Genomic DNA, 25,333 nt, shown 5'->3' with positions numbered 1-25,333 from the left:
GCCGACGGGCGCACCCACATATCCATCTCCATCTTGGCGACCGCGCACAGCGCCCCGCCACCAAGGAGGACCTAACTATTTATCTTGACGTCGAGACAACTCTACGCGCGTTCGGCGGGCGGAGCCGCCTCGTCCCGCTCCGCCGCGCCGCGGTACTCCGCGCGCACGGCCAGGACGGTGAGCACCAGCAGCGGCGCGTAGAGGGGCAGGCCGAGCACGAGCTTCCAGGTGCCCAGGGCCGTGGCGTCGCCGGCGAGGAAGAGCGGGTACTGCACCGCGAGCCGGACGAAGAACAGGGCCGCCCAGGCGAGCGTCAGCAGCGAGAAGAGCCGGCGCTTCCGGCGGTCGTCCCGCCAGGCCGTGCCGTCGCCCATCAGGTAGCCGGCCGCGACGCCGATCAGGGGCCAGCGCGCGAGCACCGAGACCAGGAAGACGAGGCCGTAGATGAGGTTGGTGATCAGACCGGGCACGAAGTTGTCGACCGCGCGGCCGGTGATCAGCGCGAGGGCGGCCGAGATCACGACGCCGAGCAGACCGCCGACCGCCTGGATGACCGGGGTGCGCCCGAGGATCCGCGCGACGGTGAACAGCACGGCCATCCCGACCGAGGCGACCAGCGAGAGCACGAGCTCGCCCGTGATCGTGAAGAGGAGGACGAAGGCGACCCCGGGCACGACGGCCTCGAGGATGCCGCGGACACCGCCCATCGAGCCGAGCAGTGCACGGCCGTCGAACGGCTCGCCGTCGGCGACGACGCCGAGTCCGGAGCGGCGGGCGGCCTTCGCGATCGCCTCGCCGACCTCCGGCTGGACAGCACGCTCGGGCCGCTCGGGCTGATCGGCGCGCTCGGGCTGCGGGTCGCCCTCGGCGCCCATCCCGCTCAGCTCGCGCTCTGCTGGGTCTGGCCGCTGTCCGGCATCTTGAGCGGGATGAGGTCGCGCGGGGGCATCGGACCGGAGCCGCGCACCACGACGACACTGCGGAAGAGGTCCTCGACGGCGGCCGCGGCCTGCTCGTCGGTGGCCCCCGCGCCGGCGATCACGCCGCGGAGGAACCAGCGCGGACCGTCGACGCCGACGAAGCGCGCGACGCGCACGCCGCCGCCGGCCAGCGGGAGCTGCGCGACGATCTCCGGGCCGAAGACGCCCTCGCGCTCCTCGGTGCTGCCGCCCTGGCGACCGATCTGCTCGGCGATCTGCCCGCGGATCTCGTGCCAGAGGCCCGAGGACCGCGGTGCCGCGAACGGCTGCACCTGGAGAGTGGACCCGGCGTAGTCGAGGCCGACGGCGATGACGCGCTTGGTCGCCTCCTCGACCTCGAGGCGGATGTGCATGCCCTCGCGGGGCAGCACCTTCACCCCACCGAGGTCGATGTAGGGGCGGACCGGGTTGGCCTCGCGCTCGTCGAGCGGGCCGGCCTCCGCGCGGTCGGCGGGCGCGGACTTCTCGAAGTCCTGCGCGGCGGTCTCGACGGCCGCGTCCTCGGTGCCGGCGGGCTGGATGTCGCTCATGCGTTCTCCTCGTTGGTGCGGGCGTCTGCTGGTGCTGCGGTCGCGTAGCCGGTCGAGCCGAAGCCGCCGGTGCCGCGGACGGAGTCCGGCAGCTCCTCGACGGCGGTGAAGCGGGCCCGGACGACGGGCAGGATGACGAGCTGCGCGATCCGGTCGCCCGCGGCGATGCGGTAAGGCTCGCGGGCGTCGGTGTTCAGGAGCGCCACGCGGATCTCGCCGCGGTAGCCGGCGTCGATGGTGCCGGGCGCGTTCACGATCGTGAGGCCGTGCTTGAAGGCCAGCCCGCTGCGCGGCACGACGAAGCCGACGTGACCGTCGGGCAGGGCGATCGAGACCCCGGTGCCGACGCTCGCCCGCTCGCCGGGAGCGAGCACGAGCTCCTCCGTGGAGCGCAGATCGGCTCCGGCGTCACCGGGGTGGGCGTAGAACGGGACCTCGTCCGCGCGGATCGGGACGTCGACGGTTTCGTTCACGTGACGAGGGTAGACCAATCGTCTGATGCAATAGGGACATGCCGTCCTACCGAGAGAGGCTGTGGCCCGCGCCCTGGCTCTTCGTCTCCACCGCCCTCGTGATCCCCGCCAGCATCCTGGTCTTCGCGCCGATCAACCTGTCCGTCGGCTTCCTCGTCGCGCTGGTGCTCTACGGCGGCACCGTCGGCACGCTGCTGGCCACGTCGCCGACCATCGAGGTCGTCGACGGCGAGCTGCGGGCGGGCCGGGCGCACATCCCGCTCGAGCTGGTGGGCGACGCGGTCGCCTTCACCGGCGAGCGGGCGTTCGCTCAGCGCGGACCGCGATTGGACGCCAGGGCGTTCCTCGTCATCCGCGGCTGGGTGCGCGACGTCGTCCGGGTCCCGATCGAGGACCCCGCCGACCCGACGCCGTACTGGCTGCTGTCGAGCAGGCGCCCCAACGACGTCGTCGCCGCGATCCGGGAGGGATCACGGCGACGGGGCGCTGGTCTTTCGGAGCCGGGAGAGGCCTAGGCGGCGCACTCCAGGCAGATCGGGCCGAGCTTCTCCTCGTGGTCGATCTGCGAGCGGTGCTTCACCAGGAAGCAGCTGACGCACGTGAACTCGTCCGCCTGCGGCGGAAGGACCACGACGTCCAGATCGAGGTCGGACAGATCGGCACCGGGCAGTTCGAATCCGCCCGGGTTGTCGGCGTCATCGACGTCGACGACACCGGACATCTTGTCGGGGACTCGCTCCTTCAGGGCCTCGATCGACTCGGAGTCGTCATCGGTCTTGCGGGGGGCGTCGTAGTCCGTAGCCATTCCCATCCACTTCTTAAATTCAGTCGTTCAACAAATCGGCGGGGACAGTGTGCATCAAGAAGTATCGATGCGCAAACCGCTTCGAACGCGTCTTGACAGCCGCTGCCGCGCCCTCCTCCGCACCAACTTTCGACCCGCCCGCGGTATTCCCGGGGAACGGCCCGTCGGCGTGCGATCCTGAGCCGGTTCGCGGCAGGCACGGGCTCGTCCGCGGCCAGAAGGAGGTCCAGCACGATGATGGAACTGAAGGTGATCGGCGTCGAGAGCGGATCGCTCGTCCTCGTCTCGGACGGCGGTGAGCGGTTCTCCGTCCGCATCGACGAGACGCTGCAGAGCCAGCTGCGCCCGCGCGTGCACTCGCTGCCCCCGCGGGAGAAGCGCGTGTCGCCCCGCGAGATCCAGTCGCACATCCGCTCGGGCCTCTCCGCCGAGGAGGTCGCCGAGCTCACCGGCGCCGACCTCGACTACGTCGCCCGCTTCGAGGGCCCGGTCACGGCCGAGCGCGAGCACATCGTCGCCTCCGCCCTGGCGGTCCGCGTCTACACCAGCGCCGACCCCGACCCGCTCGAGGAGGGCACGCCCTTCGGCGACGTCATCCGCGAGCGCCTGGGCGCCCTCGGCGCCGACGGCGAGCAGTGGTCGAGCTGGAAGGAGGAGGAGGGCTGGGTCGTCAAGCTGCTCTTCCGCTCCGACGAGATCGACCACGACGCCCGCTGGCGCTTCGACCCCAAGAAGGCGCTCCTCTCCCCCCTCACCGCCGAGGCGACCACGCTCTCCCAGCAGGGCGAGATCCGGCCGACGCTCATCCCGCGCCTGCGCGCCGTCATCCCCGCCGCGGTCGACGAGCTGGCGACCCGCTTCGACACCGACGCGTTCGCGAAGCCCGCGGAGCCGTCGCGCCCCGAGCGCACGGGCTCCGAGCGTGCGGGCTCCGAGCGCCAGGGGCCCTCGCGCCTCCCGCACTCCCGTCCCGCCGCCTCCCGGCCCTCCGACACCGAGCCGCAGCCGGCCCTGTCGGACACGCCGCGTCCGGTCTCCACGCTCCCCCGCCCGGTGACCAGCACGACCGAGCAGCGCGAGCGCAACCTCAACGACACGGCTGATCTCCTCGACGCGCTCCGGCGCCGTCGCGGGGAGCGCGACCACGCCTCCTCGGCGCGGGTGCGCGAGGAGCCGCAGCCGGAGGCCCCCGCGGTCGTCGCCCCGAAGGCCCCCGAGCCCGAGCGCCCCGCAGCACCCGCCGCCGAGCACCCCGCCGCGAGCGGACGCACCTCGATGCGCCGAGGCCGGGCCGCCATCCCGAGCTGGGACGAGATCGTCTTCGGGGCCCGCAGCGACGACTGACCGGTCGACGCCTGACCGGTCGACGCCTGAGAGGGCGAGCGCGCTCCCGGGACTCAGATCCCGGAGAGCGCGCCGAAGCCGAGCAGCGGCACCTGGGTCTCCTCGGGGGTGAGCGAGCCGTGCTGGCCGATCATCGACCGGCCGGAGGCGTCCTCCGCCGAGTAGTAGGCGATCGCCTTCCGCGCGGCGACGAAGACGTCGCCCATCCGCTCCGCCGCCGGGGCGCCGATCTCGCCGAACCAGCCGCTCGCCGCGACCTCGTCGCGGGTCGCGATCCAGGCGCGGGAGCCCTCCGCGTCGCTCCAGCGCGCCGCGACCGCCGCGGGATCGATCCCGGCCTCGAGGTGCAGCTGCAGGCAGCGCGGCTCGCCGGCCAGGTGGCGGACGCCCTCGAGGAGCGCGGGATCGCGCACGAGGACGTGCGACGAGGCGGGGACGTCGAGCACGCCGTGGTCGGCGGTGACGAGCACGCCCTCGCGGCCGGAGAGTCCGCGGACGAAGCCCGCGACCTCGCCGTCGAGCTGCTCCAGGGCCGTCGTCCACTCCGGCGACTCCCAGCCGCGGGCGTGCGCGGTCATGTCGAGCTCGGGGACGTAGAGGTAGACCAGCTGCCGGCCGCCGCGATCGAGCAGGTCGCGCGCGGCGGCGAAGCGCTCGGCGACTCCCCCGGCGACCCGGTACTCGGCGCCGCGCAGGATCGCGCGGGTGAGCCCCGAGTGCGCGTAGCGGGCGGCGCCGATGACGCTCGCCGCGACACCCGCCTCGACGGCGCGCTCGAAGACGGTGGGGTGCGGCTGCCACTGCTCCGGGACCATCCGCTCGTCCCAGCCGGAGAGCTGGTTCACCAGGCGGTCGTGAGCCCGGTCGAGCACGCGGTAGCCGACCATGCCGTGCTCCCCCGGGCGCCGGCCCGTGGTGAGGCTGGCGAGGGCCGCCGCGGTCGTCGTCGGGAAGCCGGAGGCGAGGGTCGTGGCCTTGGTGAGCGCGGGCGTGAGCGTCCGGGCGTGCCCGGCGCGCTGGCGCAGGTTGGCCGCTCCGAGCCCGTCGACGAGGACGACGACGATCCGCTCGACGCGCGGCGAGCCGAAGGTCCCCGATCGGCCGAGGAGGGCGTCGAGAGCGCCGGGGAGGACGTCGGCGAGGCTCCGCCGCCCGGCGGGGACGGCCGGTAGCATGGGGGTCATCGCGCCCAGTTTCGCACGCTGCGCCCCTCCGCGGAGCGTGCCCCGCCGTGCCCGCGCCCGCTACCGAAGTGAGACATGAACGCTGCACCCCCTCCCTCCGGATCCTCCCTGACCGAGCGCATCGAGGACGTCGACGTCTCGGCCGAGATGGAGGGGTCGTTCCTCGAGTACGCCTACTCGGTGATCTACTCGCGCGCCCTGCCCGACGCCCGCGACGGCCTGAAGCCCGTGCAGCGCCGCATCCTCTACATGATGAGCGAGATGGGCCTGCGCCCCGATCGCGGCCACGTGAAGTCTGCCCGTGTCGTCGGCGAGGTGATGGGCAAGCTGCATCCGCACGGCGACGCCTCGATCTACGACTCGCTCGTGCGCCTCGCGCAGCCGTTCACGCTCCGGGTCCCGCTCGTCGACGGTCACGGCAACTTCGGCTCGCTCGACGACGGCCCCGCCGCCGCCCGCTACACCGAGGCCCGCCTCGCTGCCGCGGCGACGGCGATGACCGAGCACCTCGACGAGGACGTCGTCGACTTCGTCCCCAACTACGACAACTCGCACGACCAGCCCGAGGTGCTCCCCGCGGCGTTCCCGAACCTCCTCGTCAACGGTGCGAGCGGCATCGCGGTCGGCATGGCCACCAACATGGCCCCGCACAACCTGATCGAGGTCATCGGAGCGGCGCGGCACCTGATCGCGCACCCCGACGCCTCGCTGGACGACCTGATGTCGTTCGTCCCCGGCCCCGACTTCCCCAGCGGCGGCACGATCGTCGGGCTCGCCGGCGTCCGCGACGCCTACGCGACCGGCCGCGGCAGCTTCAAGACTCGCGCCCGCGTCTCGGTCGAGAGCATCACCGCCCGGAAGTCCGGCCTCGTCGTCACCGAGCTGCCCTACCTCGTCGGCGCCGAGAAGGTCATCGACAAGATCAAGGACGGCGTCCAGAACAAGAAGCTGAGCGGGATCGCCGATGTCACCGATCTCACCGACCGCGACAACGGCCTCCGCCTCGTGATCGGGATCAAGACCGGCTTCAGCCCGGAGGCGGTGCTCGAGCAGCTGTACCGCTACACCCCGCTCGAGGACGCCTTCTCGATCAACAACGTCGCCCTCGTCGACGGCCAGCCCCGCACGCTCGGCCTCAAGGAGCTGCTGCAGGTCTACGTCGGCCACCGCCTGACCGTGGTGACCCGGCGCTCCCGCTACCGGCTGCGCAAGCGCCAGGAGCGGCTGCACCTGGTCGAGGGACTGCTGATCGCGATCCTCGACATCGACGAGGTCATCCAGCTGATCCGCGCGAGCGACGACACCGCCGCCGCCCGGGCCCGGCTGATCGAGGTCTTCGACCTCAGCACGATCCAGGCCGAGTACATCCTCGAGCTGCAGCTGCGCCGCCTGACGAGGTTCTCCCGCATCGAGCTCGAGACCGAGCGCGACACGCTGCTCGCCGAGATCGCCGAGCTCGAGGAGCTGCTGGCCAGTCGCAGCCGCCTGGAGGCGCTGGTCTCCGACGAGCTCGACGAGGTCGCGCAGCGCCTCGGCACGCCCCGGCGCACCCTGCTCACCGAGGCGCGCCCCTCCGTCGCCACGACCGGCCGGAAGGCCGCCGCCGTGCTCGAGATCGCCGACCTGCCCTGCCGGGTGCTGCTGAGCACCACCGGTCGGATGGTCCGCATCGACCGCGACCCGGACGCGGCGCCGCACCCCGAGCGCGCGACCCGGCGCAGCAAGCACGACGCGGTCCTCAGCGCCATCGACACCACCACGCGCGCCGAGATCGGCGCGGTGACGACCGCCGGCCGCCTGCTGCGCTTCTCCCCCGTCGACGTACCCGCCGTCCCGTCCTCCTCCGTGCAGCTCGGCGCGGGTGTCCGGATGAGCGACTACCTCAGCCACCTCGCGAAGGACGAGCGCGTCCTCGCCCTGGTCGCCCTCGACGACCCCCGCCCGATCGCCCTGGGCACCCTGCAGGGCACGGTCAAGCGCGTCGCCCCCGGCGACCTGCCGAACCGGCCGGACATCGAGCTGATCGCGCTGCGGCCGAAGGACGCGGTCGTCGGCGCCGCGCCGTCGGCCGACGAGGACGAGCTCGTCTTCGTCACCGGCGAGGCCCAGCTGCTGCGCTTCTCCGCGTCGGCCGTCCGACCGCAGGGCCGGACCGCGGCGGGCATGGCGGGCGTCAAGATCAGCGAGACCGACGAGGTCGTCTCCTTCGCGGTCGTCCCCGAGTCCGAGCGCGACGAGACGGTCGTCGCGACCGTCGCCGTCGACAGCTGGGCCCTCACCGGCACCGACACCGGCAGCGCCAAGGTGTCGGCGTTCTCGGAGTTCCCGCCCAAGGGCCGCGCGACCGGCGGCGTCCGCGCCCAGCGCTTCCTCAAGGGCGAGACCGCCCTCGGCGTCGCCTGGGTCGGCCCCGGCCCGGCGCACGCGCTCGAGGCCGACGGCAGCGTCGCAGCGCTCCCGGACTCCGGGATGAAGCGCGACGGCTCCGGCGTCGCCCTCGCGGCCCCGGTCGCCAGCATCGGCGCGGCTCCCGAGCAGTTCTAGGCCGTCGTCCCGCGCCACCACGGCGCGGGACGACCCTCAGACGTCGATGCGGTCGCGCGAGAGCGTCTCGGAGCCGCGGACGATGAAGTCCTTGCGCGGCGCCACCTCGTTGCCCATCAGCAGCTCGAAGACCCGGCCGGCGTTCTCGGCGTCCGACACCTTGACCCGGCGCAGCGTCCGCCGCGAGCGGTCCATCGTGGTCAGCGCGAGCTGGTCGGCGTCCATCTCGCCCAGGCCCTTGTAGCGCTGGATCGGGTCCTGGTAGCGCCGGTTCGCCTTCGACAACCCGGCGAGGACGCCCTGCAGCTCCTTCTCGGAGTAGGTGTAGATCGTCTCGTTCGGCTTCTTGCCGGAGTTCATCACCACGACGCGGTGCAGCGGCGGCACCGCGGCGAAGACCCGGCCGGCCTCGACCAGCGGCCGCATGTAGCGGAAGAACAGCGTGAGCAGGAGCGTGCGGATGTGCGCGCCGTCGACGTCGGCGTCGCTCATCAGGATGATCTTCCCGTAGCGCGCGGCCGGCAGCTCGAAGGAGCGACCGGACCCGGCCCCGATCACCTGGATCATCGAGGCGCACTCGGTGTTCGAGAGCATGTCGGCGATGCTCGCCTTCTGCACGTTGAGGATCTTGCCGCGGATCGGCAGCAGCGCCTGGTACTCGCTGTTGCGGGCGAGCTTCGCGGTGCCCAGCGCCGAGTCGCCCTCGACGATGAACAGCTCGCTGTTCTCCACGTCGTTGCTGCGGCAGTCGACGAGCTTGGCCGGCAGCGAGGAGGACTCGAGCGCGTTCTTGCGGCGCTGCGTCTCCTTGTGCGCGCGGGCCGAGATCCGCGACTTCATCTCGGCGACGAGCTTCTCGAGCAGCTGCGACATCTGCGCCTTGTCCTCGCGCTTCGTCGAGGCGAACACGGCGCCGAGGGTCGAGGTGATCGTCTGCGCGACGATCGCGCGCACCGCCGGCGTGCCGAGGACCTCCTTCGTCTGGCCCTCGAACTGCGGCTCGGGCAGGCGCACGGTCAGCACCGCGGTGAGCCCCGCGAGGGCGTCGTCCTTCTCCAGCTTGTCCGAGCCGGCCTTGAGCTTGCGGGCGTTCGCCTCGACCTGCGCGCGGAGCAGCTTCAGCAGCCCCTGCTCGAAGCCGGTCTGGTGGGTGCCGCCCTTGGGCGTCGAGATGATGTTGACGAAGCTGCGCAGCACCGTCTCGTAGCCGGTGCCCCAGCGCAACGCGATGTCGACCTCGCAGATGCGCTCGACCTCGGTCGGCACCATCGCGCCGCCGGGGGTGAGCACCGGGACGGTCTCGGTGAAGGTGCCGCTGCCGGTGAGCCGCAGCACGTCGGTGACGGCCGCGTCCGGAGCGAGGAACTCGACGAACTCCGAGATGCCGCCGTCGTAGCGGAACATCTCGGCGCGGCGCTCCTCCTCGCGGTCGTCGACGATGTCGATCGTGAGCCCCGGCACCAGGAAGGCGGTCTGCCGGGCCCGGGTGACCAGGTCGTCGGTCTGGAAGGCGGCGCCCTTGGTGAAGATCTGCCGGTCCGCCCAGTAGCGGACCCGCGTCCCGGTGACGCCCCTCTTCACCTTGGCGACGATCTCCAGCTCGGAGCCGTTCTCGAACGGCGAGAACGGGGCGTCCGGAGTCGGCTCGCCCGAGTCGGCGAAGCGGCCGGGCTCGCCGCGGTGGAAGGACATCCGGTAGGTGCGGCCGTCGCGGTCGACCTCGACATCCAGCCGCTCCGACAGCGCGTTCACGACCGAGGCGCCCACGCCGTGCAGGCCGCCCGAGGCGGCGTACGAGCCGGAGCCGAACTTGCCGCCCGCGTGCAGCTTGGTGAAGACGACCTCGACGCCGGTGAGCCCGGTCTTGGGCTCGATGTCGACCGGGATGCCGCGGGCGCGGTCGCGGACCTCGACGCTGCCGTCCTCGTGCAGCACCACGCTGATCTCGGTGCCGTGGCCGGCGAGGGCCTCGTCGACGGAGTTGTCGATGACCTCCCAGAGGCAGTGCATCAGCCCGCGGGAGTCCGTCGAGCCGATGTACATGCCGGGACGCTTGCGCACCGCCTCGAGGCCCTCGAGGACGGAGAGGTGCCGTGCGGAGTAGTCGGTGGAGGCCATCCGATCAGTCTAGGTTCGAGGGACGACACCCCGGCCGCGGCGCGGCGGAGCGCGATCACGGTGCTCGCGGGCTGGGAAGTGCGGCGGGGGACCTACGCGCAGAGCGAAATGCCACGGGATCGACTCTGCCGGGAAACATCCGCGTGCTTTGATGGTTGGACCAAGGGAAGGACGGAGCCGAGAGGCCGAGTCCACCGAAGTCGAAGACCCGAGCGCAGGAGGCCACGTCATGTCGACCACAGCAACCCAGAACGGCGTGGACGAGCTCGCTGGATCGCAGCAGCTCTCCGCGGCAGACCGCTGCGACAGCTGCGGAGCCCAGGCCTACATCCGTGTCGTGGTGAACAGCGGCGAGCTGCTGTTCTGCGCGCACCACGGCAAGAAGTACCAGGAGAAGCTCTCCAGCATCGCCCAGAGCTGGCACGACGAGTCGGCGCGCCTCTTCGAGGAGCAGCGCCCCTAGTCAGCCCGCTCTTCGCCGGTGGGGAGCGGGACTCCCTACCGGCCGACTCCGAGCCGCTTCGCGATCACTTCGCGGGCGGCTCGAGCTGTCTCATCCGCCGCACGGATCCGCTCGTCCTGCGTCGAGTAGGCCAGACCGTGCCGCCCGACAACCCGGGTAAGGATCGCGTCCGCGAGGGCGGGGTTCTTCGCGAGCACGGGGCCGTGGAGGTGCGTGCCGAGGAGCCGACCTGCGGCGTAGCCCTCCGCTCCCCCGCCGTCACCGGTGCCGTGCAGCACCCGGCCGAGGACGTGCGCGGGATCGATGCCCTCGAAACGGCGGGCGTGGTTCTCGAAGCCGACGAGGACGCCCGCCGCGGACTCGACGACGAGGTCGTCGGTCGTGCGCTCGGAGGTCACGGCACGACCGGGGAGGACCCCGATGCCCGCGACGACGGCCTCGGGCGTCGCGAACGACTCGGCGAGGAGCTCCCAGCCCGCGCCGACGGCGACGACCTCGGTCTCGTCGCGCACCCAGCCGTGGACCGTGTCGCCGACGGCGCGGAGAAGGTCGAGCACGGCGGGCAGGTCCTCGTCCGCTCCCGTGCCGGCCACGAGCACATCGGGGCGCTCGGCGAAGTCGGCCTTCTCGCGCAGCGGCAGGAGGCGGGCGTCGAGACCGGCCCAGCCGGCGCGTGCCGCGAGGACGCGGGCGTTCGCCGCGTCGCCGTTGCTGTCCAGGACGTCGGGGGCGAGCACGCCGATCAGCAGGGTGGTCACGCGGTCTCCTCGCGGTTGGAGGCGAGCTGGAGGTGGGCGCGGGTGCGCCGCATCGAGTCGGCGGAGAAGACGATCGTCTTCCGCCCGTGGCTCGGCGCGGGCAGCGCGAGGAAGGCGTCGAGCGCACGGCCGAGGTCGTCGTCGACCGCGTCGATCGCGACCCCGTCGTAGCGCAGCTGCAGCGCGGCCTCGTGGGCCTTCGAGCCGGAGACGACCCGGACTCGCCCCAGGCGGGCGGTGTCGACCGGCCAGAAGTAGGAGGGGTCGCGGACGTCCGAGCCGAGGGCGAGCATGATCTGCTCGGTGCCCTCGGGGATCTCCGCGATGTTCAGGCGGTAGCTCGCCGGGTTCTGCACCAGGACGAACTCGACCTCCTGGCCGCGCACCGTCACGATCTCGCCGCGCCCGAACACGGGGTCGATCGACGAGAGCGCGGAGGCGGTCGTCGCCGGGAGGAAGCGGGTGCCGAGGATCGCGCGGGCCGCGGAGACCGCCGAGGCGGCGTCGACCGCGTAGTGCACGCCGCGAGCGGGCAGGCGGACGTCGAGGACGTCGCCGTCGCTCCGAATCGTCGCGGCGGCACCGCCCGTGGTCTCGACGACGGTCGTCGCACGACCCTCCTGGCCCTCGGCGTCGGCCGCGTAGCCGAGCCCCCCGACAGCCGCATCGCGGACGGCGGACGAGGTGCCGTACCAGCGCAGGCGATCGCTGGGCAGGCTCGTCGCGATGTCGGCGACGTGGCGGTCGTCCGCGTTGAGGACGACGGGTCCCGTGGCCCGGGTCGCGATGGTCGCGAGCATCCGGGCGACCATGGCCGGGTCGAAGAAGCGGTCGATCTGGTCGACGACCACGTTGGTGAGCAGCACGACGCGCGGGCTCATCCGCGGCGCGAGCCGGGCGCCGTGGCCCTCGTCCATCTCCAGGACGGCGATGTCTGCATCGATCCGCCCGCGGAGGTCGGTGCGCTCGAGCAGCGCCGAGGTCAGCCCCTGCGCGATGTTCGCGGTCGAGGGGTTGGTGAAGACCCGCAGCCCGTGGGCACGGAGCACCGCCACGAGCATCTTGGTCGTCGTCGACTTCCCGGCCGAGCCGGTGACGACGACGAGGCCGTCGGTGAAGCCGTCGAGCACGGCCGGGAGGAAGCCCGGCGCGAGGCGGTTCAAGACGAGTCCGGGCACGGCGGAGCCTCCGCCGGGCTTGCGGACGCGCGCTGCGAACCGGGCGGCCCTTCCGAGGAGGACCGCCGGCGCGTAGCGGATCACCGGCTTACTCGAGGTAGTCGCGGAGCGACTGCGAGCGGGACGGGTGGCGGAGCTTGGCCATCGTCTTGGACTCGATCTGGCGGATGCGCTCGCGCGTCACGCCGAAGGTGTCGCCGATCTGGTCGAGCGTCTTGGGCATGCCGTCGCCCAGGCCGAAGCGCATGCGGATCACGCCGGCCTCGCGCTCGGAGAGGGAGTCCAGCAGCGACTCGAGCTGCTTCTGCAGCATCGTGAAGCCCACCGCGTCGGCCGGCACGACCGCCTCGGTGTCCTCGATGAGGTCGCCGAACTCGCTGTCGCCGTCCTCACCCAGGGGGGTGTGCAGCGAGATCGGCTCGCGACCGTACTTCTGCACCTCGATGACCTTCTCGGGGGTCATGTCGAGCTCTCGGGACAGCTCCTCGGGCGTGGGCTCGCGGCCCAGGTCCTGCAGCATCTGGCGCTGGACGCGGGCGAGCTTGTTGATGACCTCGACCATGTGCACGGGGATGCGGATGGTGCGGGCCTGGTCGGCCATCGCGCGGGTGATCGCCTGGCGGATCCACCACGTCGCGTAGGTCGAGAACTTGAAGCCCTTGGTGTAGTCGAACTTCTCCACCGCGCGGATCAGACCGAGGTTGCCCTCCTGGATCAGGTCCAGGAACTGCATGCCGCGGCCGGTGTAGCGCTTGGCGAGGCTGACCACGAGGCGGAGGTTCGCGCCGAGCAGGTGGCTCTTGGCCCGCTGCCCGTCCTTCGCGACCCAACGCAGCTCGCGGACGAGCTCCGGGCTGAGGTCGCTCGAGTTGGCGAGCTTGTCCTCGGCGAAGAGGCCCGCCTCGATGCGCATCGCGAGCTCGACCTCCTCGGCCGCGTTCAGGAGCGCGACCTTGCCGATCTGCTTCAGGTAGTCCTTGACCGGGTCGGCCGTGGCGCCGGTGATCGCCGTCGAGTAGACGGGGACCTCGTCGTCGTCGCCGCCGAAGGAAAGAACGAGCGCGCCGCTGGGCAGCGGCTCGGCCGGAGCGGCGGCCGCGACGACTGGCGTCTCGGTGTCGTCCTTGGTCTCGGTCTCGGTCTCCTCGACCACGACCGCGGTCTCCTCCTCGGCGTCGGCGTCGCCGTCGACGTCCTCGGGCTCGGTGGGCTCCTCCTCCGTCGCGGCGGGGGCCGCGGCCTTGGCGGTGGCGCGGGCGCGCGTGGTCTTGGCCGCCGGCTTGCGCGCGGCGGGCTTCTTGGTCGTCGTCACGTCGTCGTCGACGGCGTCGAGCGTTGCGGTCTTGGTAGCTCTGGTGGCCATGGCGGCACCTCTCCATCCGTTGCGTCCCGGCTGCGGGCGAGGCCGGGAGGCGTCGTCCGTCGGTGGGCATTACGAGGACCCATGTCAAGTCGAGGGGATCGCACGCCCGACGTGGGCGCCGTGCTCCTCGACCCGAACGGGTCCTATTGACAATTATTGCACGCCTGAGTAGTGCGGCCGTGCGCTCAGGGCTTCGGCACTCCGGGAGGAGTCCGACGCGAGACCATGCGGGGCCTCGCGGAAGGACGGGGAAGGGCGGGTCCGACGGTCAGCGTCCTGCGCGGCCACGACGGAGACGGTCGTTCAATGCAACCCACAGAGGGGCCACCGTTATTCCCTCGTCCTCGGCGAGCCGCCGCCGCGTCCTGCGGCGAGCGGTGACCAGTCCGATCACTCCGAGGCCGACGACGACGTACTGGATGCACCAGGCGAGCCGGAAGTGGTCCATCGAGTAGAGCCGGGCGGAGTCCGCGCCCGGCCCTGCCAGCGAGTCGAGCAGCAGCCCCATCAGGAACATCATCGTGAAGCTCGCGAGGAAGCCGCCGACGTTCACCACGCCGTTCGCGGCGCCGAGGCTCCGGGACGGGTTGAAGGTGCGGGCGAAGTCGAAGCCGATCATCGATCCCGGCCCGCCCGCGCCGATCACGATCAGCAGCAGGACGATCAGCCAGTACGGCGGGACCCCCGGCCAGAGCAGCACGACCGTCCAGGCCACCGCCATCGCCGAGACGATGCCGAGCACGAGGTTGCTCCGCCGCATCGGGTGCCGGGCGGTGAGGACGCCGAGGATCGGGCCGACGACGATGCCGGCGACCACGACGATCGTCAGCGTCGGAGCGGCGACGCCCGGCTCCAGTCCGATCGCGTAGACGAGGAAGGGGTACCCCCAGAGCAGCGTGAACACGGTGCCGGAGGACTGCGTCACGAAGTGCGACCAGAAGCCGAGCTGCGTGCCCGGGCGGCGCAGGCTGACACCCAGCTGGGCGATCGTGGCGCGGAGCGTCGGCGGCACCAGGACAATCGGCTCGGTCCGCGGCGGGACGTCGGTGATCAGCAGGAGCACGCCGAGGAAGGCGACGGCGCCGATCCCGGCGACGGAGAGGAAGGCGGGAGTCCAGCCCGCCGCGTGCAGGATCGCGGCGAACGGCAGGGCGGAGAGGATCTGGCCGACCTGGCCGATGTTGCCGATCCATTGCGAGAGCTGGGGGACGATCGGTCCGCTGAACCAGGTCACGGTCAGTCGGATCACCGAGGTGAAGATCGCGGCGTCGCCCGCACCCACCAGGATCCGTCCGACGATCGCGACGCCGAGGGACGGCGCGAAGGCCAGGACGATCTGGCCGACCATCATCAGCGCGGTCCCGCTGAGGATCAGCGTCTTCGGGCCGAAGCGGTCGATGAGGATGCCGACCGGGATCTGCATCCCGGCGTAGACGATCAGCTGGACGACGGCGAGCGAGGAGAGCATCGCGGCGGAGATGCCGAACCGCTCCGCCGCGTCGACGCCCGCCACTCCGAGCGTCGTGCGGTCGAGGACGGCGACCAGGTACGCGAAGGCACCGGCACCGAAGACGAACCAGGCTCGACGAGATCGCACTCGGCAGAGACTACCAAGCGCGGCTCGCCTGCTACTGGGCCGTGGGCTCCTCGCCGGGCCGCTTGATCGCCAGGAACTTCTCCAGCTCGGCCGCGAGCGCGTCGGCGGTCGGGACGAAGCCGTCCTCGTCGGTGAGCGGCGAGCGCAGGCTCGTCCCCTCCATGTAGGTGTCGTGCCGGGACTCGAGCGCCGCGACGAGCTTCTGCAGCTCCTCGTTCGAGCCGACCTGCTCGTCGACCTTCGAGAGGAACTCGCGGCCGCTCTCGCGGAGGCTGTCGGTCGGGAAGATCAGCCCGGTCGACGCCGAGATGCTCTCGAGCGCGGCGACGGCCGCCTGGGGGTAGGCGGTGTCGGAGAGGTAGTGCGGGATCAGCAGGGCGAAGCCGACGGCCGGGAGAGCCCGGTCGTAGAGGCGGAGCTCGAGCAGGTGCAGGACGTTCGCGGGCACCTGGGTGACCGGCTTCCAGACCGACATGGCCTCGATCAGGTCCTCGCGGTTGCCGCTGACCGTCACGCCGACCGGCCGGGTGTGCGGGACGGGCATCGGGATCGCGTGCACCCAGGTGGTGCTCGCGACCTCGAGCCGATCGATGAGCTCGAGCACCGCCCGGGTGAAGCGCTCCCACTGGTAGTCCGGCTCGAACCCGGTGAGCAGGAGGAACGGCTGGTGCAGCTCGTCGTGCGCGAGCGAGAGGCGGAGGCTCGCCGGGGTGTAGTCGGTGAGGTGGTCCTGATCGAAGGTGATGATCGGCCGGCGTGCGCGGTAGTCGAGCAGCTGGTCGGGGTCGAACTCGACGACGGTCCGGTGCTCGAGCGTCCCGTGCAGGTGCTCGGCGAGCTGGCCGACCGCACCTCCGGCATCGGCGAACCCGGTGAGGCCGGCCACGAGGTGGAGGCCCCGCGGGACGTCGGCGAGGTCGCCCTCGATCGCGAAGAGGTCTGCAGGATCCGGCATGCGATCCAGCCTAGACGGCCCGCCGGGGCGGCTCCCCGGCGGCGCTGAGCCCTGAGCGAACAGCCGCGACGGGGCGGCCGAGCGCCGTCCCGGCCGCGCCTAGCATTGCGCTCATGCCCCTCTCCTCTCTCGAGTACACGACCGTCCCCGCCTCCGATCTCGACACCGGCGCTCTCGTCCTCGGCGTCGCGCCCGGACCGGACGGCCCCCGTCTCGTCGGCGTCGACGGCTTCGACGACCTCGTCGCCGCGCTCCCCGCGCTCGGGGTGACCGGCTCCGTCGAGTCGCTGACGCGGGTCCCCTCCTCCGTCCGCGCCGGCGTGGTCGTCCTCGTCGGCCTGGGCTCCGCGGAGCCGAGCGCCACCGTGCTGCGCACCGCCGCCGGACTCGCGGTCCGCAGCCTCGCCGGCACCGCCTCGGTCGCCCTCGCCCTGCCCACCGGAGACGACGACGCGCTCGCGGCCGTCGCCGAGGGAGCCGCGCTCGGCTCCTACAGCTACACCGCCTTCCGGCACAGCACCCTCGACGCCGCGAAGGCTCCCGTCGAGCGCGTGCTCCTCGTGACCTCCGACGAGTCCGCCGACGCGGCCGTCCTCGAGCGCGCGCAGGTCGTCGGTCGCGCCGTGTCCGCCGTGAAGGACCTGGTCAACGCCCCGCCGTCGCACCTCTACCCGCAGACCCTGGCCGAGGCCGTGCAGGAGGGCGTCGAAGGGCTCCCCCTCGAGGTCACGGTCTGGGACGAGTCGGCGCTCGAGCGCGACGGCTTCGGCGGCATCCTCGGTGTCGGCAGCGGCTCGTCCCGCCCGCCGCGCCTCGTCAAGATCGCCTACACGCCCGACGGCGCCTCCTCCCCCGGGGGGACGGCCGAGCGGACGGCGCCCAAGCACCTCGCGCTGGTCGGCAAGGGCATCACCTTCGACAGCGGCGGACTCTCCCTCAAGCCGCCGGCCTCGATGATCGGCATGAAGGACGACATGACCGGCGCGGCGACGGTCTACGCGGTCGTGCGCGCGGTCGCCGAGCTCCGCCTGCCGGTGCGGGTCACCGCCTGGCTCTGCATCGCCGAGAACATGCCCTCCGGCACGGCCATCCGCCCGAACGACGTGCTCACGATCCGCGGCGGGAAGACCGTCGAGGTCCTCAACACGGACGCCGAGGGCCGCCTCGTGCTCGCCGACGGCCTCGTCGCCGCGAGCGAGGAGCAGCCCGACGCGATCGTCGACGTCGCGACGCTGACCGGCGCCGCCGTCGTCGCGCTCGGCAACCGCTACACCGGCGTGTTCGGCGACGACGAGCTGGTCGCCTCCGTGCTGGAGTCGGCGCGCAGCACGGGCGAGCTCTTCTGGCACATGCCGCTCCCCGCGGAGCTGCGCCCGCTGCTCAACTCCGAGATCGCCGACATCGCCAACATCAAGCCGGGCAACACCGCCGGCGGCATGCTGATCGCCGCGCACTTCCTCCAGGAGTTCGTCGGCACCCGTGGCGAGGGCCCGGACGCGGCGCGCATCCCCTGGGTGCACCTCGACATCGCCGGCCCGGCGAACAACGGCGGCGGCGGGTACGGCTTCACCGGCACCGGCCCCACCGGGGTCTCGGTCCGCGCCCTCCTCGCCCTGGCCGAGGGCCTGGCGAGCGCGTAGTAGGGTCGACGGGGCGGGATCTCCCGCCTCGTCCCCCCCTCCGACCGGCCCGCGCACAGGCGCGGAGATCCGCGGAGGCGAGGGGAACCGCACGTCGCAAGGGAGTCACTGGGTGTCGGAAGAGCGCTACGACCTGGTCGTGCTCGGAGGTGGCAGCGGCGGGTACGCGGCGGCTCTGCGCGCGACCCAGCTCGGGATGAGCGTGGCGATCGTCGAGCGCGACAAGCTCGGCGGCACCTGCCTGCACCGCGGCTGCGTCCCGACCAAAGCCCTCCTGCACGCCGCCGAGCTCGCCGACGGCGCCCGGGACGCGCAGAAGTACGGCGTCCTCGCCGGCTTCCAGGGCATCGACGTCCCCGGCGTCACGCGCTACCGCGAGGGCGTCGTCGCCGGCAAGTACAAGGGCCTGCAGAGCCTCGTCTCCGCCCGCGGCATCACCGTCGTCTCCGGCGAGGGCCGGCTGACCGGGCCGAGGACCGTCACGGTCGGCGAGCACGTGCTGCACGGCGGCTCGATCGTCGTCGCGACCGGCTCCGCCTCGCGCACCCTCCCGGGCATCGAGATCGGCGGCCGAGTGATCACCAGCGACCAGGCCCTCGAGCTCGACCACGTCCCCGAGCGGGTCGTCGTGCTCGGCGGCGGTGTCATCGGCGTGGAGTTCGCCAGCGTCTGGCGCTCCTTCGGTGCCGAGGTGTCGATCGTCGAGGCGCTCCCCCACCTCGTGCCGAACGAGGACGAGAGCGTCAGCAAGCAGTTCGAGCGCGCCTTCCGCAAGCGCGGGATCTCCTTCACCCTCGGCTCGCGCGTCACCGGCGTCGTCCAGACCGACGACGGCGTCTCGGTCTCGCTCGAGAGCGGGGCGAGCGTCGAGGGCGACCTCCTCCTCGTCGCGGTCGGCCGCGGCCCGGTCACCGCGGGGCTCGGCCTCGAGGAGATCGGCGTCACGCTCGACCGCGGCTACGTGATCACCGACGAGCGCCTGCAGACCTCGGTTCCCGGCGTCTACGCCGTCGGCGACATCGTGCCCGGCCTGCAGCTCGCGCACCGCAGCTTCCAGCAGGGGATCTTCGTCGCCGAGGAGCTCGCCGGCCTGAAGCCGCAGACGGTGGCCGACCTCAACATCCCGAAGGTCACCTACAGCGACCCCGAGGTGGCGTCCGTCGGCCTGACCGAGGCGCGCGCCGTCGCCGAGTACGGTGCCGAGCGCGTCGCGAGCTACGACTACGGTCTCGGCGGCAACGCGAAGAGCACGATCATCGGCACCGCGGGCTCCGTCAAGGTCGTGCGCGTCGTCGACGGGCCCGTCGTCGGCGTGCACATGATCGGCGCCCGCGTCGGCGAGCTGATCGGCGAGGCGCAGCTCATCGTGAACTGGGAGGCGCACCCCGAGGACGTCGCCCCCTTCGTGCACGCGCACCCGACCCAGAACGAGGCGCTCGGCGAGGCGCACCTCGCGCTGGCGGGGAAGCCGCTGCACGCCCTCTAGGACCATCGCGGGACGGCGACCGGCCGTTCCCGCCTCACTAAACTGAAACCACGTACACAAGCGTCTTAAGGAGACAGGCTCATGAGCGAATCCGTCAGCCTCCCGGCACTCGGAGAGAGTGTCACGGAAGGAACGGTCACCCGCTGGCTGAAGAACGTCGGCGACCGCGTCGAGGTCGACGAGCCGCTGCTCGAGGTCTCGACCGACAAGGTCGACACCGAGATCCCTTCGCCCGTCGCCGGTGTCATCGAGGAGATCCTCGTCCAGGAGGACGAGACCGTCGAGGTCGGCGCCGAGCTGGTGCGCATCGGCGACGGCTCCGGAGCCGCGTCCGCGCCCGAGGCCCCCGCCGAGGAGCCGGCCGCCGAGGAGTCGCCCGAGGCCGAGGCCGCCGAGACCGAGCCGACCGACGAGGCCACCCCGTCCGTCGACGCGGAGACCGAGGAGGAGGCTCCGGCCCCCGCCGAGCCCGAGCCGGCCCCCGCGGCCGAGAAGCCCGCCGCTCCGGAGGCGTCCGCCCCCGCTCCGTCGGTCCCGGCTCCCGCCGCCGCCGCTCCGGCCCCCGCCGCCTCCGCCCCCGCGCCGGCCGCGACCCCCGAGCCCACCGACTCGAACCCCGGCTACGTCACCCCTCTGGTGCGCAAGCTCGCCGGCGAGAACGGCATCGACCTCTCCACCCTCACCGGCACCGGTGTCGGCGGGCGCATCCGCAAGCAGGACGTGCTCGACGCCGTCGAGGCCGCCAAGTCGGCTCCCGCCCCGGTCTCGGCTCCGGCCGCCGCCGCCGCGAAGGCCGCTCGCACGCCGCTCGAGACCTCGCCCCTGCGCGGCACGACGCAGCCGATGACCCGCCTGCGCAAGGTGCTCGCGCAGCGTGCCGTCGAGTCGATGCAGTCGACCGCCCAGCTCACCTCGGTCGTCGAGGTCGACGTCACCGCCGTCGCGCGCTTCCGCGACTCGGTCAAGAAGACCTTCAACGAGAAGACCGGCGCCAAGCTGTCCTTCCTGCCGTTCTTCGCCCTCGCGGCCGCCGAGGCCCTCAAGGCCTACCCGGTGATCAACTCGACGCTCGACGGCGACTCGATCGTCTACCCGGACCACGAGAACATCAGCATCGCGGTCGACACCGAGCGCGGACTGCTCACCCCGGTCCTGAAGAACGCGTCGGAGCTCACGCTCGCGCAGATCGCCAGCACCATCGGCGACCTCGCGGAGCGCACCCGAAACAACAAGCTCAAGCCCGACGAGCTGGCCGGCGGCACCTTCACCCTGACGAACACCGGCTCGCGCGGTGCGCTGTTCGACACGCCCGTCGTGTTCCTGCCGCAGACCGCGATCCTCGGCACCGGCATCGTCACGAAGAAGCCGGCCGTCGTGCAGGTCGACGGCAGCGACGCGATCGCGATCCGCTCGACCGTGTTCCTCGCCCTCTCCTACGACCACCGCACGGTCGACGGCGCCGACGCGGCCCGCTTCCTGGTGGCCATCAAGGAGCGCCTCGAGGAGGGCTCGTTCGAGAACGACCTCGGCATCTGACGCCGCCACGCTGACGCGCCGCACTAGCGGCCCCCGTCGGTGAAGACGTCGCGGAGAAGCCATGCGGCCTCCGTCCTGATCATCAGGACGGAGGCCGTCGTCGTTCCCGGATCCGGACCGACGGCGACCACGGCGGAGGCGCCGTTCACGTCCACACGCACAGCGATGACGGCGGAGGCCGGTGCGCGGAGCGTCGCGAAGGCGGAGCCCCCGTCGACGCGGATCGGCGAGTCGGGGGTGGTCAGCGCCTCCGCGCAGGCGCTCTCCGAGCCGCCGCAGTGGCGGGCCGCCGCGAGAAGGGCCGTCGCCGCCTCCTCCGCCCCGAGCTCAGCGCGCGGCGGCCGGACCGTCGGCTCGGCGCTCGGCGTCGCCGGAGCCGGTGCCCGTGTCGGCGTCGCCACGGCTCTCACCGGAGGTGTCGGTGTCGCTCCCGCGGTCGCTGGCGCGGTCGCGGTCGCCGTCGCCGGTACCGGCCCCGTCGGAGCGCCAGGACTCGGTGCCGGCGTCCACGTCGACGGCACCGGCGCCGGCGTCCGCGTCGACGCGGCCGTCTCCGCTCCCGTGCTCCGGTCGGGGCCGAGGCCCGTCATCACCAGCGCGCCGACGAGGACGACGGCCGCGGTCACGAGGGGGCCGCGGCGGCGGACCACCAGCGCGCGCACCCGATCGCGCCAGCCGTCCAGCGGATGCGTGCGGCGGTGTCGCGCAGGCGGGCTCTCGACGACCCCGCTCGACCGCTCCCGGTCGGCCGCCGTCCCGGGCCGGTGAACCACGCGGAGGGGCAACGGCGCCGCGGAGCGGTAGAGGAGCGCCTCCAGCGCCGCGAGGTCGTCGTCGTCCCGCGGGCTCCCCCGCCAGGCAGGGCAGCTCCGACGGCAGCGTCCGAGGAGCCCGATCACCGCGGCCACGACGTCGGCCTCGGTCGATCCCGTCGGCGCCTCGGTGAGCAGCAGCACCGGACGTCCCTCCTCCGTCACTCCGATCGCCTCGGCACCGGGGAGCGGGTGGACTCCCGACGCCGCCGCGTCACGCAGGGCGCCGACGACCGGCGCGAGGAGGGTGACGACGACCCCCGGCGGCAGCACCGCACCGGACTCGAGCACCTGCTCGAGGGTCGAGACGACGGCCGGGGTGGTGAGGAGGACGGCTCCATCGGCGTGCACCCCGACGTCGACGAGGCGCTGCCGATGCTCGTGCGGCGCGAGCCGCTCGATCCCCGACCCCAGCGCGCCCTCCGCCCGCTCCTGCGAGAGCAGGAGAGCGTTCAGGAGCCGGCCGTCGCCGTCGCGGACGACCGGCCCGAGCGCTCCGGAGCCCACCACGGCGTGACCGGCGACCCACTCGAGCGGCTGTCCGCCGCTCCGTTCGCTCTCACCGCTCGCTGCCATGCTCCGAGGGTGCCGCGCGAGCCGGCTCGCCGGGGCGGCGGAGGCCCGGTCGGTGGACGGATCCGGTGTGCCGTCGCTGGGGAGGAGGGGAGGTCCGGCGGATCCGCTCGGATCGGTCTCCCCCACCGGGTCCGCTCGGTATCCTGGAGGAATGGCACGCAGCACGGAACCGTCGACGAAGGCGGTCAAGGAACCAGGACGTCTCAAGCAGATGTGGCAGGTGTTCCAGATGACCCGCCGCTACGACAGCAGCGCGGTCTGGATCATCCTGCTGGCGCTGCTGGTCCCGATCCTGATCGGGATCCTCCTCGGCGTCCTCCTCGGCGACGGCAACGGCTTCGTCATCGCGCTCTGGATCGTCGTCGGCGTGATGGCCGGACTCGTCGCCGGCCTCGCGGTCCTCTCCCGCCGCGCCGAGCGCGCCGCCTACGGGCAGATCGCCGGGCAGCCGGGCGCCGTGGGCGCCGTCCTGCGCAGCGGACTCCGCGGCACCTGGACCGGCGGCGAGATGCCGGTCGCCGTCAACGGCAAGACGCAGGACGCGGTCTACCGCGCCGTCGGCCGCGGCGGTGTCGTGCTGATCGCGGAGGGCCCGACCGGCCGCACCAAGCGCATGCTCGAGGATGAGCGCCGCAAGGTGACCCGCATCCTCCCCAACGTCCCCGTCACCTTCGTGAACGTCGGCCCCGACGAGGGCGCCGTCCCGCTGCACAAGGTGCCGCGCGCCCTCGCGAAGACGAAGAAGGTGCTGACCAAGGCGGAGGTGCTGGCCGTCAAGAACCGCCTCGCCTCGCTGAACACCTCGCTGCCGATCCCCAAGGGCGTCGACCCCTTCAAGGTGCGGCCGCAGCGCTCCCGCTGACGCACGGGACGAGCACACGAACGGGCCGGTCGGGATCACTCCCGCCGGCCCGTTCGTCGTTCCCGGACGACTGCCCGATCAGTAGCGGACGAGCACCGTGCCGGCGACCTTGTCGTGGAAGCCGCGCTGGTCCGAGTCCCAGACGAGGGCCGGGACGAGCACGGCGAGGAGCACCGAGCGCACCAGCGGACGCCAGACGCCGACCCAGCCGCCGCCGAGGCGGACGACGCGCAGACCGAGCAGCCGGTGGCCGATGCTCCCGCCGATGGTCGGGATGAACACCGCCTGCAGCACCACGAAGAGGACGATGCTCGCCCAGCGGTCGTAGCCGAAGAAGACGAAGGACAGCAGCGCGACGATCGCGAAGTCGACGGCGAGGGCGGCGAAGCGGCGACCGGGCCGGGCGATCGACATCCGGCCGGTCTCGGGGAGCCCGAGCCGCTCCCCCGGTCGCGTGCTCGGGGCGACGTCGGCGAAGGTCCTGCGCTCGGGTGCTGGCATCCTCCGATGCTACCCGCGCAGGCCGCGCGCCCGCCGGGAGCGGAGGCCGGCCGCGACACGCTCGGCGGGACCCCGTGTAACACGCCCGAAACACGAGGGACACGGCGGGGTAACCGCCGGTGACTACTGTGGAACGGCTGCGTCTGCAGCCACCCGTTACGCCATTGGAGACCTTTGCATGTTTAAAGATTCTTCCGAGGTGCTCAAGTTCATCAAGGACACGGACGTCAAGTTCCTCGACATCCGGTTCACCGATCTCCCCGGTGTCCAGCAGCACTTCAACATCCCCGCCTCGACGGTCGACGAGGAGTTCTTCTCCGTCGGCCAGCTCTTCGACGGGTCCTCGATCCGCGGATTCGCGAACATCCACGAATCGGACATGCAGCTGATCCCTGACGTGACCACCGCCTACGTGGACCCGTTCCGCGTCGAGCGCACGCTGATCATCGTCTTCGACATCTACAACCCGCGCAACGGCGAGATCTACTCGAAGGACCCGCGCCAGGTCGCCAAGAAGGCCGAGAAGTACCTCGCGTCGACCGGCATCGCCGACACCGCGTTCTTCGCCCCCGAGGCCGAGTTCTACATCTTCGACGACGTGCGCTACGAGGTCACCCAGAACTCCGCGTTCCACTCCGTCGACTCCGTCGAGGGCGCCTGGAACTCGGGCCGCGTCGAAGAGGGCGGCAACCTCGGCAACAAGACCCCCTACAAGGGCGGCTACTTCCCGGTCAGCCCGGTCGACAAGCAGGCCGACCTCCGCGACGACATCTGCCTCAAGCTGATCGACGCCGGCCTCATCCTCGAGCGCTCGCACCACGAGGTGGGCACCGGCGGCCAGGCGGAGATCAACTACCGATTCGACACGATGGTCCACTCCGCGGACGACATCCTGAAGTTCAAGTACATCGTCAAGAACACGGCCGAGCAGTGGGGCAAGACCGCCACGTTCATGCCGAAGCCCCTCTTCGGCGACAACGGCTCGGGCATGCACACCCACCAGTCGCTCTGGAACGACGGCAAGCCCCTGTTCTACGACGAGAACGGCTACGGCGGACTCTCGGACGTCGCACGCTGGTACATCGGCGGCCTGCTCAAGCACGCCCCCGCTGTCCTCGCGTTCACGAACCCGACGGTCAACTCGTACCACCGCCTGATCCCGGGCTTCGAGGCGCCGGTCAACCTGGTCTACTCGGCCGGCAACCGCTCCGCGTCGATCCGCATCCCGATCACGGGCACGAACCCGAAGGCCAAGCGCATCGAGTTCCGCGCGCCGGACGCCTCGGGCAACCCGTACCTCGCGTTCGCCGCGCAGCTGATGGCGGGCCTCGACGGCATCAAGAACCGCATCGAGCCGCACGAGCCGGTCGACAAGGACCTGTACGAGCTGCCCCCGGAGGAGGCCAAGCTCATCCCGCAGGTCCCCGCCTCGCTCGAGGAGGCCCTGGCCGCCCTCGAGGCCGACCACGACTTCCTGCTCCAGGGCGGCGTGTTCACCCAGGAGCTCATCGAGACCTGGATCGACTACAAGCGCGAGAAGGAGATCAAGCCCCTCGCGCAGCGCCCGCACCCCTTCGAGTTCGAGCTGTACTACGGCGTCTGATCCGACGCACCGCAGGGCTCGCGCA

The 25,333-nt window shown here is 72.1% G+C and carries 22 protein-coding genes; 9 read left to right on the top strand and 13 right to left on the bottom strand.

The features are described from left to right. Positions 1-101: 101 nt before the first annotated feature. Genes MT355_RS08680 through dut form a run of 3 tightly spaced genes read right to left on the bottom strand, consistent with a single transcriptional unit; the run spans position 102 to position 1,983 of the window. Positions 102-875 carry a DUF3159 domain-containing protein gene (locus MT355_RS08680; RefSeq protein ID WP_243599193.1) on the bottom strand — a complete coding sequence of 258 codons (774 nt, stop codon included), beginning with the start codon at positions 873-875 and terminating at the stop codon, positions 102-104. Positions 876-880: 5 nt separating this feature from the next. Further along, positions 881-1,510 (bottom strand): DUF3710 domain-containing protein, encoded by a 630-nt coding sequence (locus MT355_RS08675; RefSeq protein WP_123445858.1) that lies wholly within the window; start codon positions 1,508-1,510, stop codon positions 881-883. Continuing rightward, complete coding sequence (dut, locus tag MT355_RS08670; RefSeq protein ID WP_123445857.1) at positions 1,507-1,983, bottom strand: dUTP diphosphatase; 477 nt, start codon at positions 1,981-1,983, stop codon at positions 1,507-1,509. Before dut ends, MT355_RS08675 begins: the two co-directional genes overlap by 4 nt. Positions 1,984-2,021: 38 nt before the next feature. Between dut and MT355_RS08665 the strand changes: the two genes are divergently transcribed. Then, the gene (locus MT355_RS08665) at positions 2,022-2,498 is read left to right on the top strand and encodes a DUF3093 domain-containing protein (RefSeq protein ID WP_123445856.1); all 477 of its coding nucleotides are present in this window, start codon (positions 2,022-2,024) and stop codon (positions 2,496-2,498) included. Here MT355_RS08665 and MT355_RS08660 read toward each other — a convergent pair. Next, positions 2,495-2,788, bottom strand: a complete 294-nt coding sequence (locus tag MT355_RS08660) for a DUF4193 domain-containing protein (RefSeq protein ID WP_055792269.1) — start codon at positions 2,786-2,788, stop codon at positions 2,495-2,497. The genes MT355_RS08665 and MT355_RS08660 overlap by 4 nt on opposite strands. 234 nt (positions 2,789-3,022) lie before the next feature. On the opposite strand from MT355_RS08660, the gene sepH reads away from it, so the two are divergent. Beyond that, on the top strand, positions 3,023-4,132 hold the full coding sequence (sepH, locus tag MT355_RS08655; protein ID WP_243599192.1) for a septation protein SepH: 1,110 nt from the start codon (positions 3,023-3,025) through the stop codon (positions 4,130-4,132). Positions 4,133-4,185: 53 nt separating this feature from the next. On the opposite strand, the gene MT355_RS08650 is transcribed toward sepH, so the two are convergent. Further along, positions 4,186-5,316, bottom strand: coding sequence for an alkaline phosphatase family protein (locus tag MT355_RS08650; RefSeq protein WP_243599191.1), 1,131 nt, complete (start codon positions 5,314-5,316; stop codon positions 4,186-4,188). Positions 5,317-5,391: 75 nt separating this feature from the next. Between MT355_RS08650 and MT355_RS08645 the strand changes: the two genes are divergently transcribed. Further along, positions 5,392-7,860 (top strand): DNA topoisomerase (ATP-hydrolyzing) subunit A, encoded by a 2,469-nt coding sequence (locus tag MT355_RS08645; RefSeq protein ID WP_243599190.1) that lies wholly within the window; start codon positions 5,392-5,394, stop codon positions 7,858-7,860. Between the two features lie 36 nt (positions 7,861-7,896). Here the strand turns inward: MT355_RS08645 and MT355_RS08640 are convergent, their stop codons facing one another. Beyond that, positions 7,897-9,978 (bottom strand): type IIA DNA topoisomerase subunit B, encoded by a 2,082-nt coding sequence (locus MT355_RS08640; RefSeq protein WP_243599189.1) that lies wholly within the window; start codon positions 9,976-9,978, stop codon positions 7,897-7,899. Between the two features lie 229 nt (positions 9,979-10,207). On the opposite strand from MT355_RS08640, the gene MT355_RS08635 reads away from it, so the two are divergent. Further along, the gene (locus tag MT355_RS08635; protein WP_123445851.1) at positions 10,208-10,441 is read left to right on the top strand and encodes a hypothetical protein; all 234 of its coding nucleotides are present in this window, start codon (positions 10,208-10,210) and stop codon (positions 10,439-10,441) included. A 35-nt stretch (positions 10,442-10,476) separates the two neighbouring features. On the opposite strand, the gene MT355_RS08630 is transcribed toward MT355_RS08635, so the two are convergent. The 5 genes from MT355_RS08630 to MT355_RS08610 all read right to left on the bottom strand — a co-directional run bounded on the left by MT355_RS08630 (position 10,477) and on the right by MT355_RS08610 (position 16,292). Further along, a complete protein-coding gene (locus MT355_RS08630) occupies positions 10,477-11,199 on the bottom strand; it encodes a hypothetical protein (protein ID WP_243599188.1) in 723 nt (240 codons plus the stop codon). After that, the gene (locus MT355_RS08625; RefSeq protein WP_243599187.1) at positions 11,196-12,377 is read right to left on the bottom strand and encodes a Mur ligase family protein; all 1,182 of its coding nucleotides are present in this window, start codon (positions 12,375-12,377) and stop codon (positions 11,196-11,198) included. The genes MT355_RS08630 and MT355_RS08625 overlap by 4 nt, the downstream gene beginning before the upstream one ends. A gap of 88 nt (positions 12,378-12,465) precedes the next feature. Continuing rightward, the gene (locus MT355_RS08620) at positions 12,466-13,740 is read right to left on the bottom strand and encodes an RNA polymerase sigma factor (protein WP_243599186.1); all 1,275 of its coding nucleotides are present in this window, start codon (positions 13,738-13,740) and stop codon (positions 12,466-12,468) included. 268 nt (positions 13,741-14,008) lie between these two features. Next, positions 14,009-15,337 carry a nitrate/nitrite transporter gene (locus tag MT355_RS08615; protein WP_123736936.1) on the bottom strand — a complete coding sequence of 443 codons (1,329 nt, stop codon included), beginning with the start codon at positions 15,335-15,337 and terminating at the stop codon, positions 14,009-14,011. A gap of 31 nt (positions 15,338-15,368) precedes the next feature. After that, positions 15,369-16,292 (bottom strand): proteasome assembly chaperone family protein, encoded by a 924-nt coding sequence (locus MT355_RS08610; RefSeq protein ID WP_123736935.1) that lies wholly within the window; start codon positions 16,290-16,292, stop codon positions 15,369-15,371. Between the two features lie 113 nt (positions 16,293-16,405). On the opposite strand from MT355_RS08610, the gene MT355_RS08605 reads away from it, so the two are divergent. From MT355_RS08605 to sucB, 3 genes are all read left to right on the top strand, one after another. Continuing rightward, positions 16,406-17,932: a leucyl aminopeptidase gene (locus tag MT355_RS08605; protein WP_243599185.1), complete on the top strand. Its 1,527-nt coding sequence runs from the start codon at positions 16,406-16,408 to the stop codon at positions 17,930-17,932. Positions 17,933-18,044: 112 nt separating this feature from the next. Beyond that, positions 18,045-19,418, top strand: a complete 1,374-nt coding sequence (gene lpdA, locus MT355_RS08600) for a dihydrolipoyl dehydrogenase (protein ID WP_243599184.1) — start codon at positions 18,045-18,047, stop codon at positions 19,416-19,418. Between the two features lie 81 nt (positions 19,419-19,499). Next, positions 19,500-20,954 (top strand): 2-oxoglutarate dehydrogenase, E2 component, dihydrolipoamide succinyltransferase, encoded by a 1,455-nt coding sequence (gene sucB, locus MT355_RS08595; RefSeq protein ID WP_243599183.1) that lies wholly within the window; start codon positions 19,500-19,502, stop codon positions 20,952-20,954. 23 nt (positions 20,955-20,977) lie between these two features. Here sucB and MT355_RS08590 read toward each other — a convergent pair whose 3' ends face one another. Continuing rightward, a complete protein-coding gene (locus MT355_RS08590) occupies positions 20,978-22,342 on the bottom strand; it encodes a hypothetical protein (RefSeq protein ID WP_243599182.1) in 1,365 nt (454 codons plus the stop codon). A gap of 151 nt (positions 22,343-22,493) precedes the next feature. Here MT355_RS08590 and MT355_RS08585 point away from each other — a divergent pair, with 151 nt between their 5' ends. Continuing rightward, entirely contained in the window at positions 22,494-23,204 is a 711-nt protein-coding gene (locus MT355_RS08585) for a DUF4191 domain-containing protein (protein WP_123445841.1), read from the top strand. Between the two features lie 78 nt (positions 23,205-23,282). Here MT355_RS08585 and MT355_RS08580 read toward each other — a convergent pair whose 3' ends face one another. Then, entirely contained in the window at positions 23,283-23,705 is a 423-nt protein-coding gene (locus MT355_RS08580) for an RDD family protein (protein WP_123703545.1), read from the bottom strand. Between the two features lie 178 nt (positions 23,706-23,883). On the opposite strand from MT355_RS08580, the gene glnA reads away from it, so the two are divergent. Beyond that, positions 23,884-25,308, top strand: a complete 1,425-nt coding sequence (gene glnA, locus MT355_RS08575; protein ID WP_123445839.1) for a type I glutamate--ammonia ligase — start codon at positions 23,884-23,886, stop codon at positions 25,306-25,308. Positions 25,309-25,333 lie beyond the last annotated feature (25 nt).

Origin of the sequence: Rathayibacter sp. VKM Ac-2929 (genome assembly GCF_022815495.1) — a bacterium.
GTDB classification, from domain to species: domain Bacteria; phylum Actinomycetota; class Actinomycetes; order Actinomycetales; family Microbacteriaceae; genus Rathayibacter; species Rathayibacter festucae.
The sequence above is the reverse complement of the archived record's forward strand: the minus strand, read 5'-3'. Positions and strand labels throughout refer to the sequence as shown.

Bases quoted from the DNA above. Each gene is read 5' to 3' on its own strand.
- MT355_RS08680 (WP_243599193.1), bottom strand. From the start codon at position 875: ATGGGCGCCGAGGGCGACCCGCAGCCCGAGCGCGCCGATCAGCCCGAG.
- MT355_RS08675 (WP_123445858.1), bottom strand. From the start codon at position 1,510: ATGAGCGACATCCAGCCCGCCGGCACCGAGGACGCGGCCGTCGAGACC.
- MT355_RS08665 (WP_123445856.1), top strand. From the start codon at position 2,022: ATGCCGTCCTACCGAGAGAGGCTGTGGCCCGCGCCCTGGCTCTTCGTC.
- MT355_RS08660 (WP_055792269.1), bottom strand. From the start codon at position 2,788: ATGGCTACGGACTACGACGCCCCCCGCAAGACCGATGACGACTCCGAG.
- sepH (WP_243599192.1), top strand. From the start codon at position 3,023: ATGATGGAACTGAAGGTGATCGGCGTCGAGAGCGGATCGCTCGTCCTC.
- MT355_RS08650 (WP_243599191.1), bottom strand. From the start codon at position 5,316: ATGACCCCCATGCTACCGGCCGTCCCCGCCGGGCGGCGGAGCCTCGCC.
- MT355_RS08645 (WP_243599190.1), top strand. From the start codon at position 5,392: ATGAACGCTGCACCCCCTCCCTCCGGATCCTCCCTGACCGAGCGCATC.
- MT355_RS08640 (WP_243599189.1), bottom strand. From the start codon at position 9,978: ATGGCCTCCACCGACTACTCCGCACGGCACCTCTCCGTCCTCGAGGGC.
- MT355_RS08635 (WP_123445851.1), top strand. From the start codon at position 10,208: ATGTCGACCACAGCAACCCAGAACGGCGTGGACGAGCTCGCTGGATCG.
- MT355_RS08620 (WP_243599186.1), bottom strand. From the start codon at position 13,740: ATGGCCACCAGAGCTACCAAGACCGCAACGCTCGACGCCGTCGACGAC.
- MT355_RS08610 (WP_123736935.1), bottom strand. From the start codon at position 16,292: ATGCCGGATCCTGCAGACCTCTTCGCGATCGAGGGCGACCTCGCCGAC.
- MT355_RS08605 (WP_243599185.1), top strand. From the start codon at position 16,406: ATGCCCCTCTCCTCTCTCGAGTACACGACCGTCCCCGCCTCCGATCTC.
- sucB (WP_243599183.1), top strand. From the start codon at position 19,500: ATGAGCGAATCCGTCAGCCTCCCGGCACTCGGAGAGAGTGTCACGGAA.
- MT355_RS08590 (WP_243599182.1), bottom strand. From the start codon at position 22,342: ATGGCAGCGAGCGGTGAGAGCGAACGGAGCGGCGGACAGCCGCTCGAG.
- MT355_RS08585 (WP_123445841.1), top strand. From the start codon at position 22,494: ATGGCACGCAGCACGGAACCGTCGACGAAGGCGGTCAAGGAACCAGGA.
- MT355_RS08580 (WP_123703545.1), bottom strand. From the start codon at position 23,705: ATGCCAGCACCCGAGCGCAGGACCTTCGCCGACGTCGCCCCGAGCACG.
- glnA (WP_123445839.1), top strand. From the start codon at position 23,884: ATGTTTAAAGATTCTTCCGAGGTGCTCAAGTTCATCAAGGACACGGAC.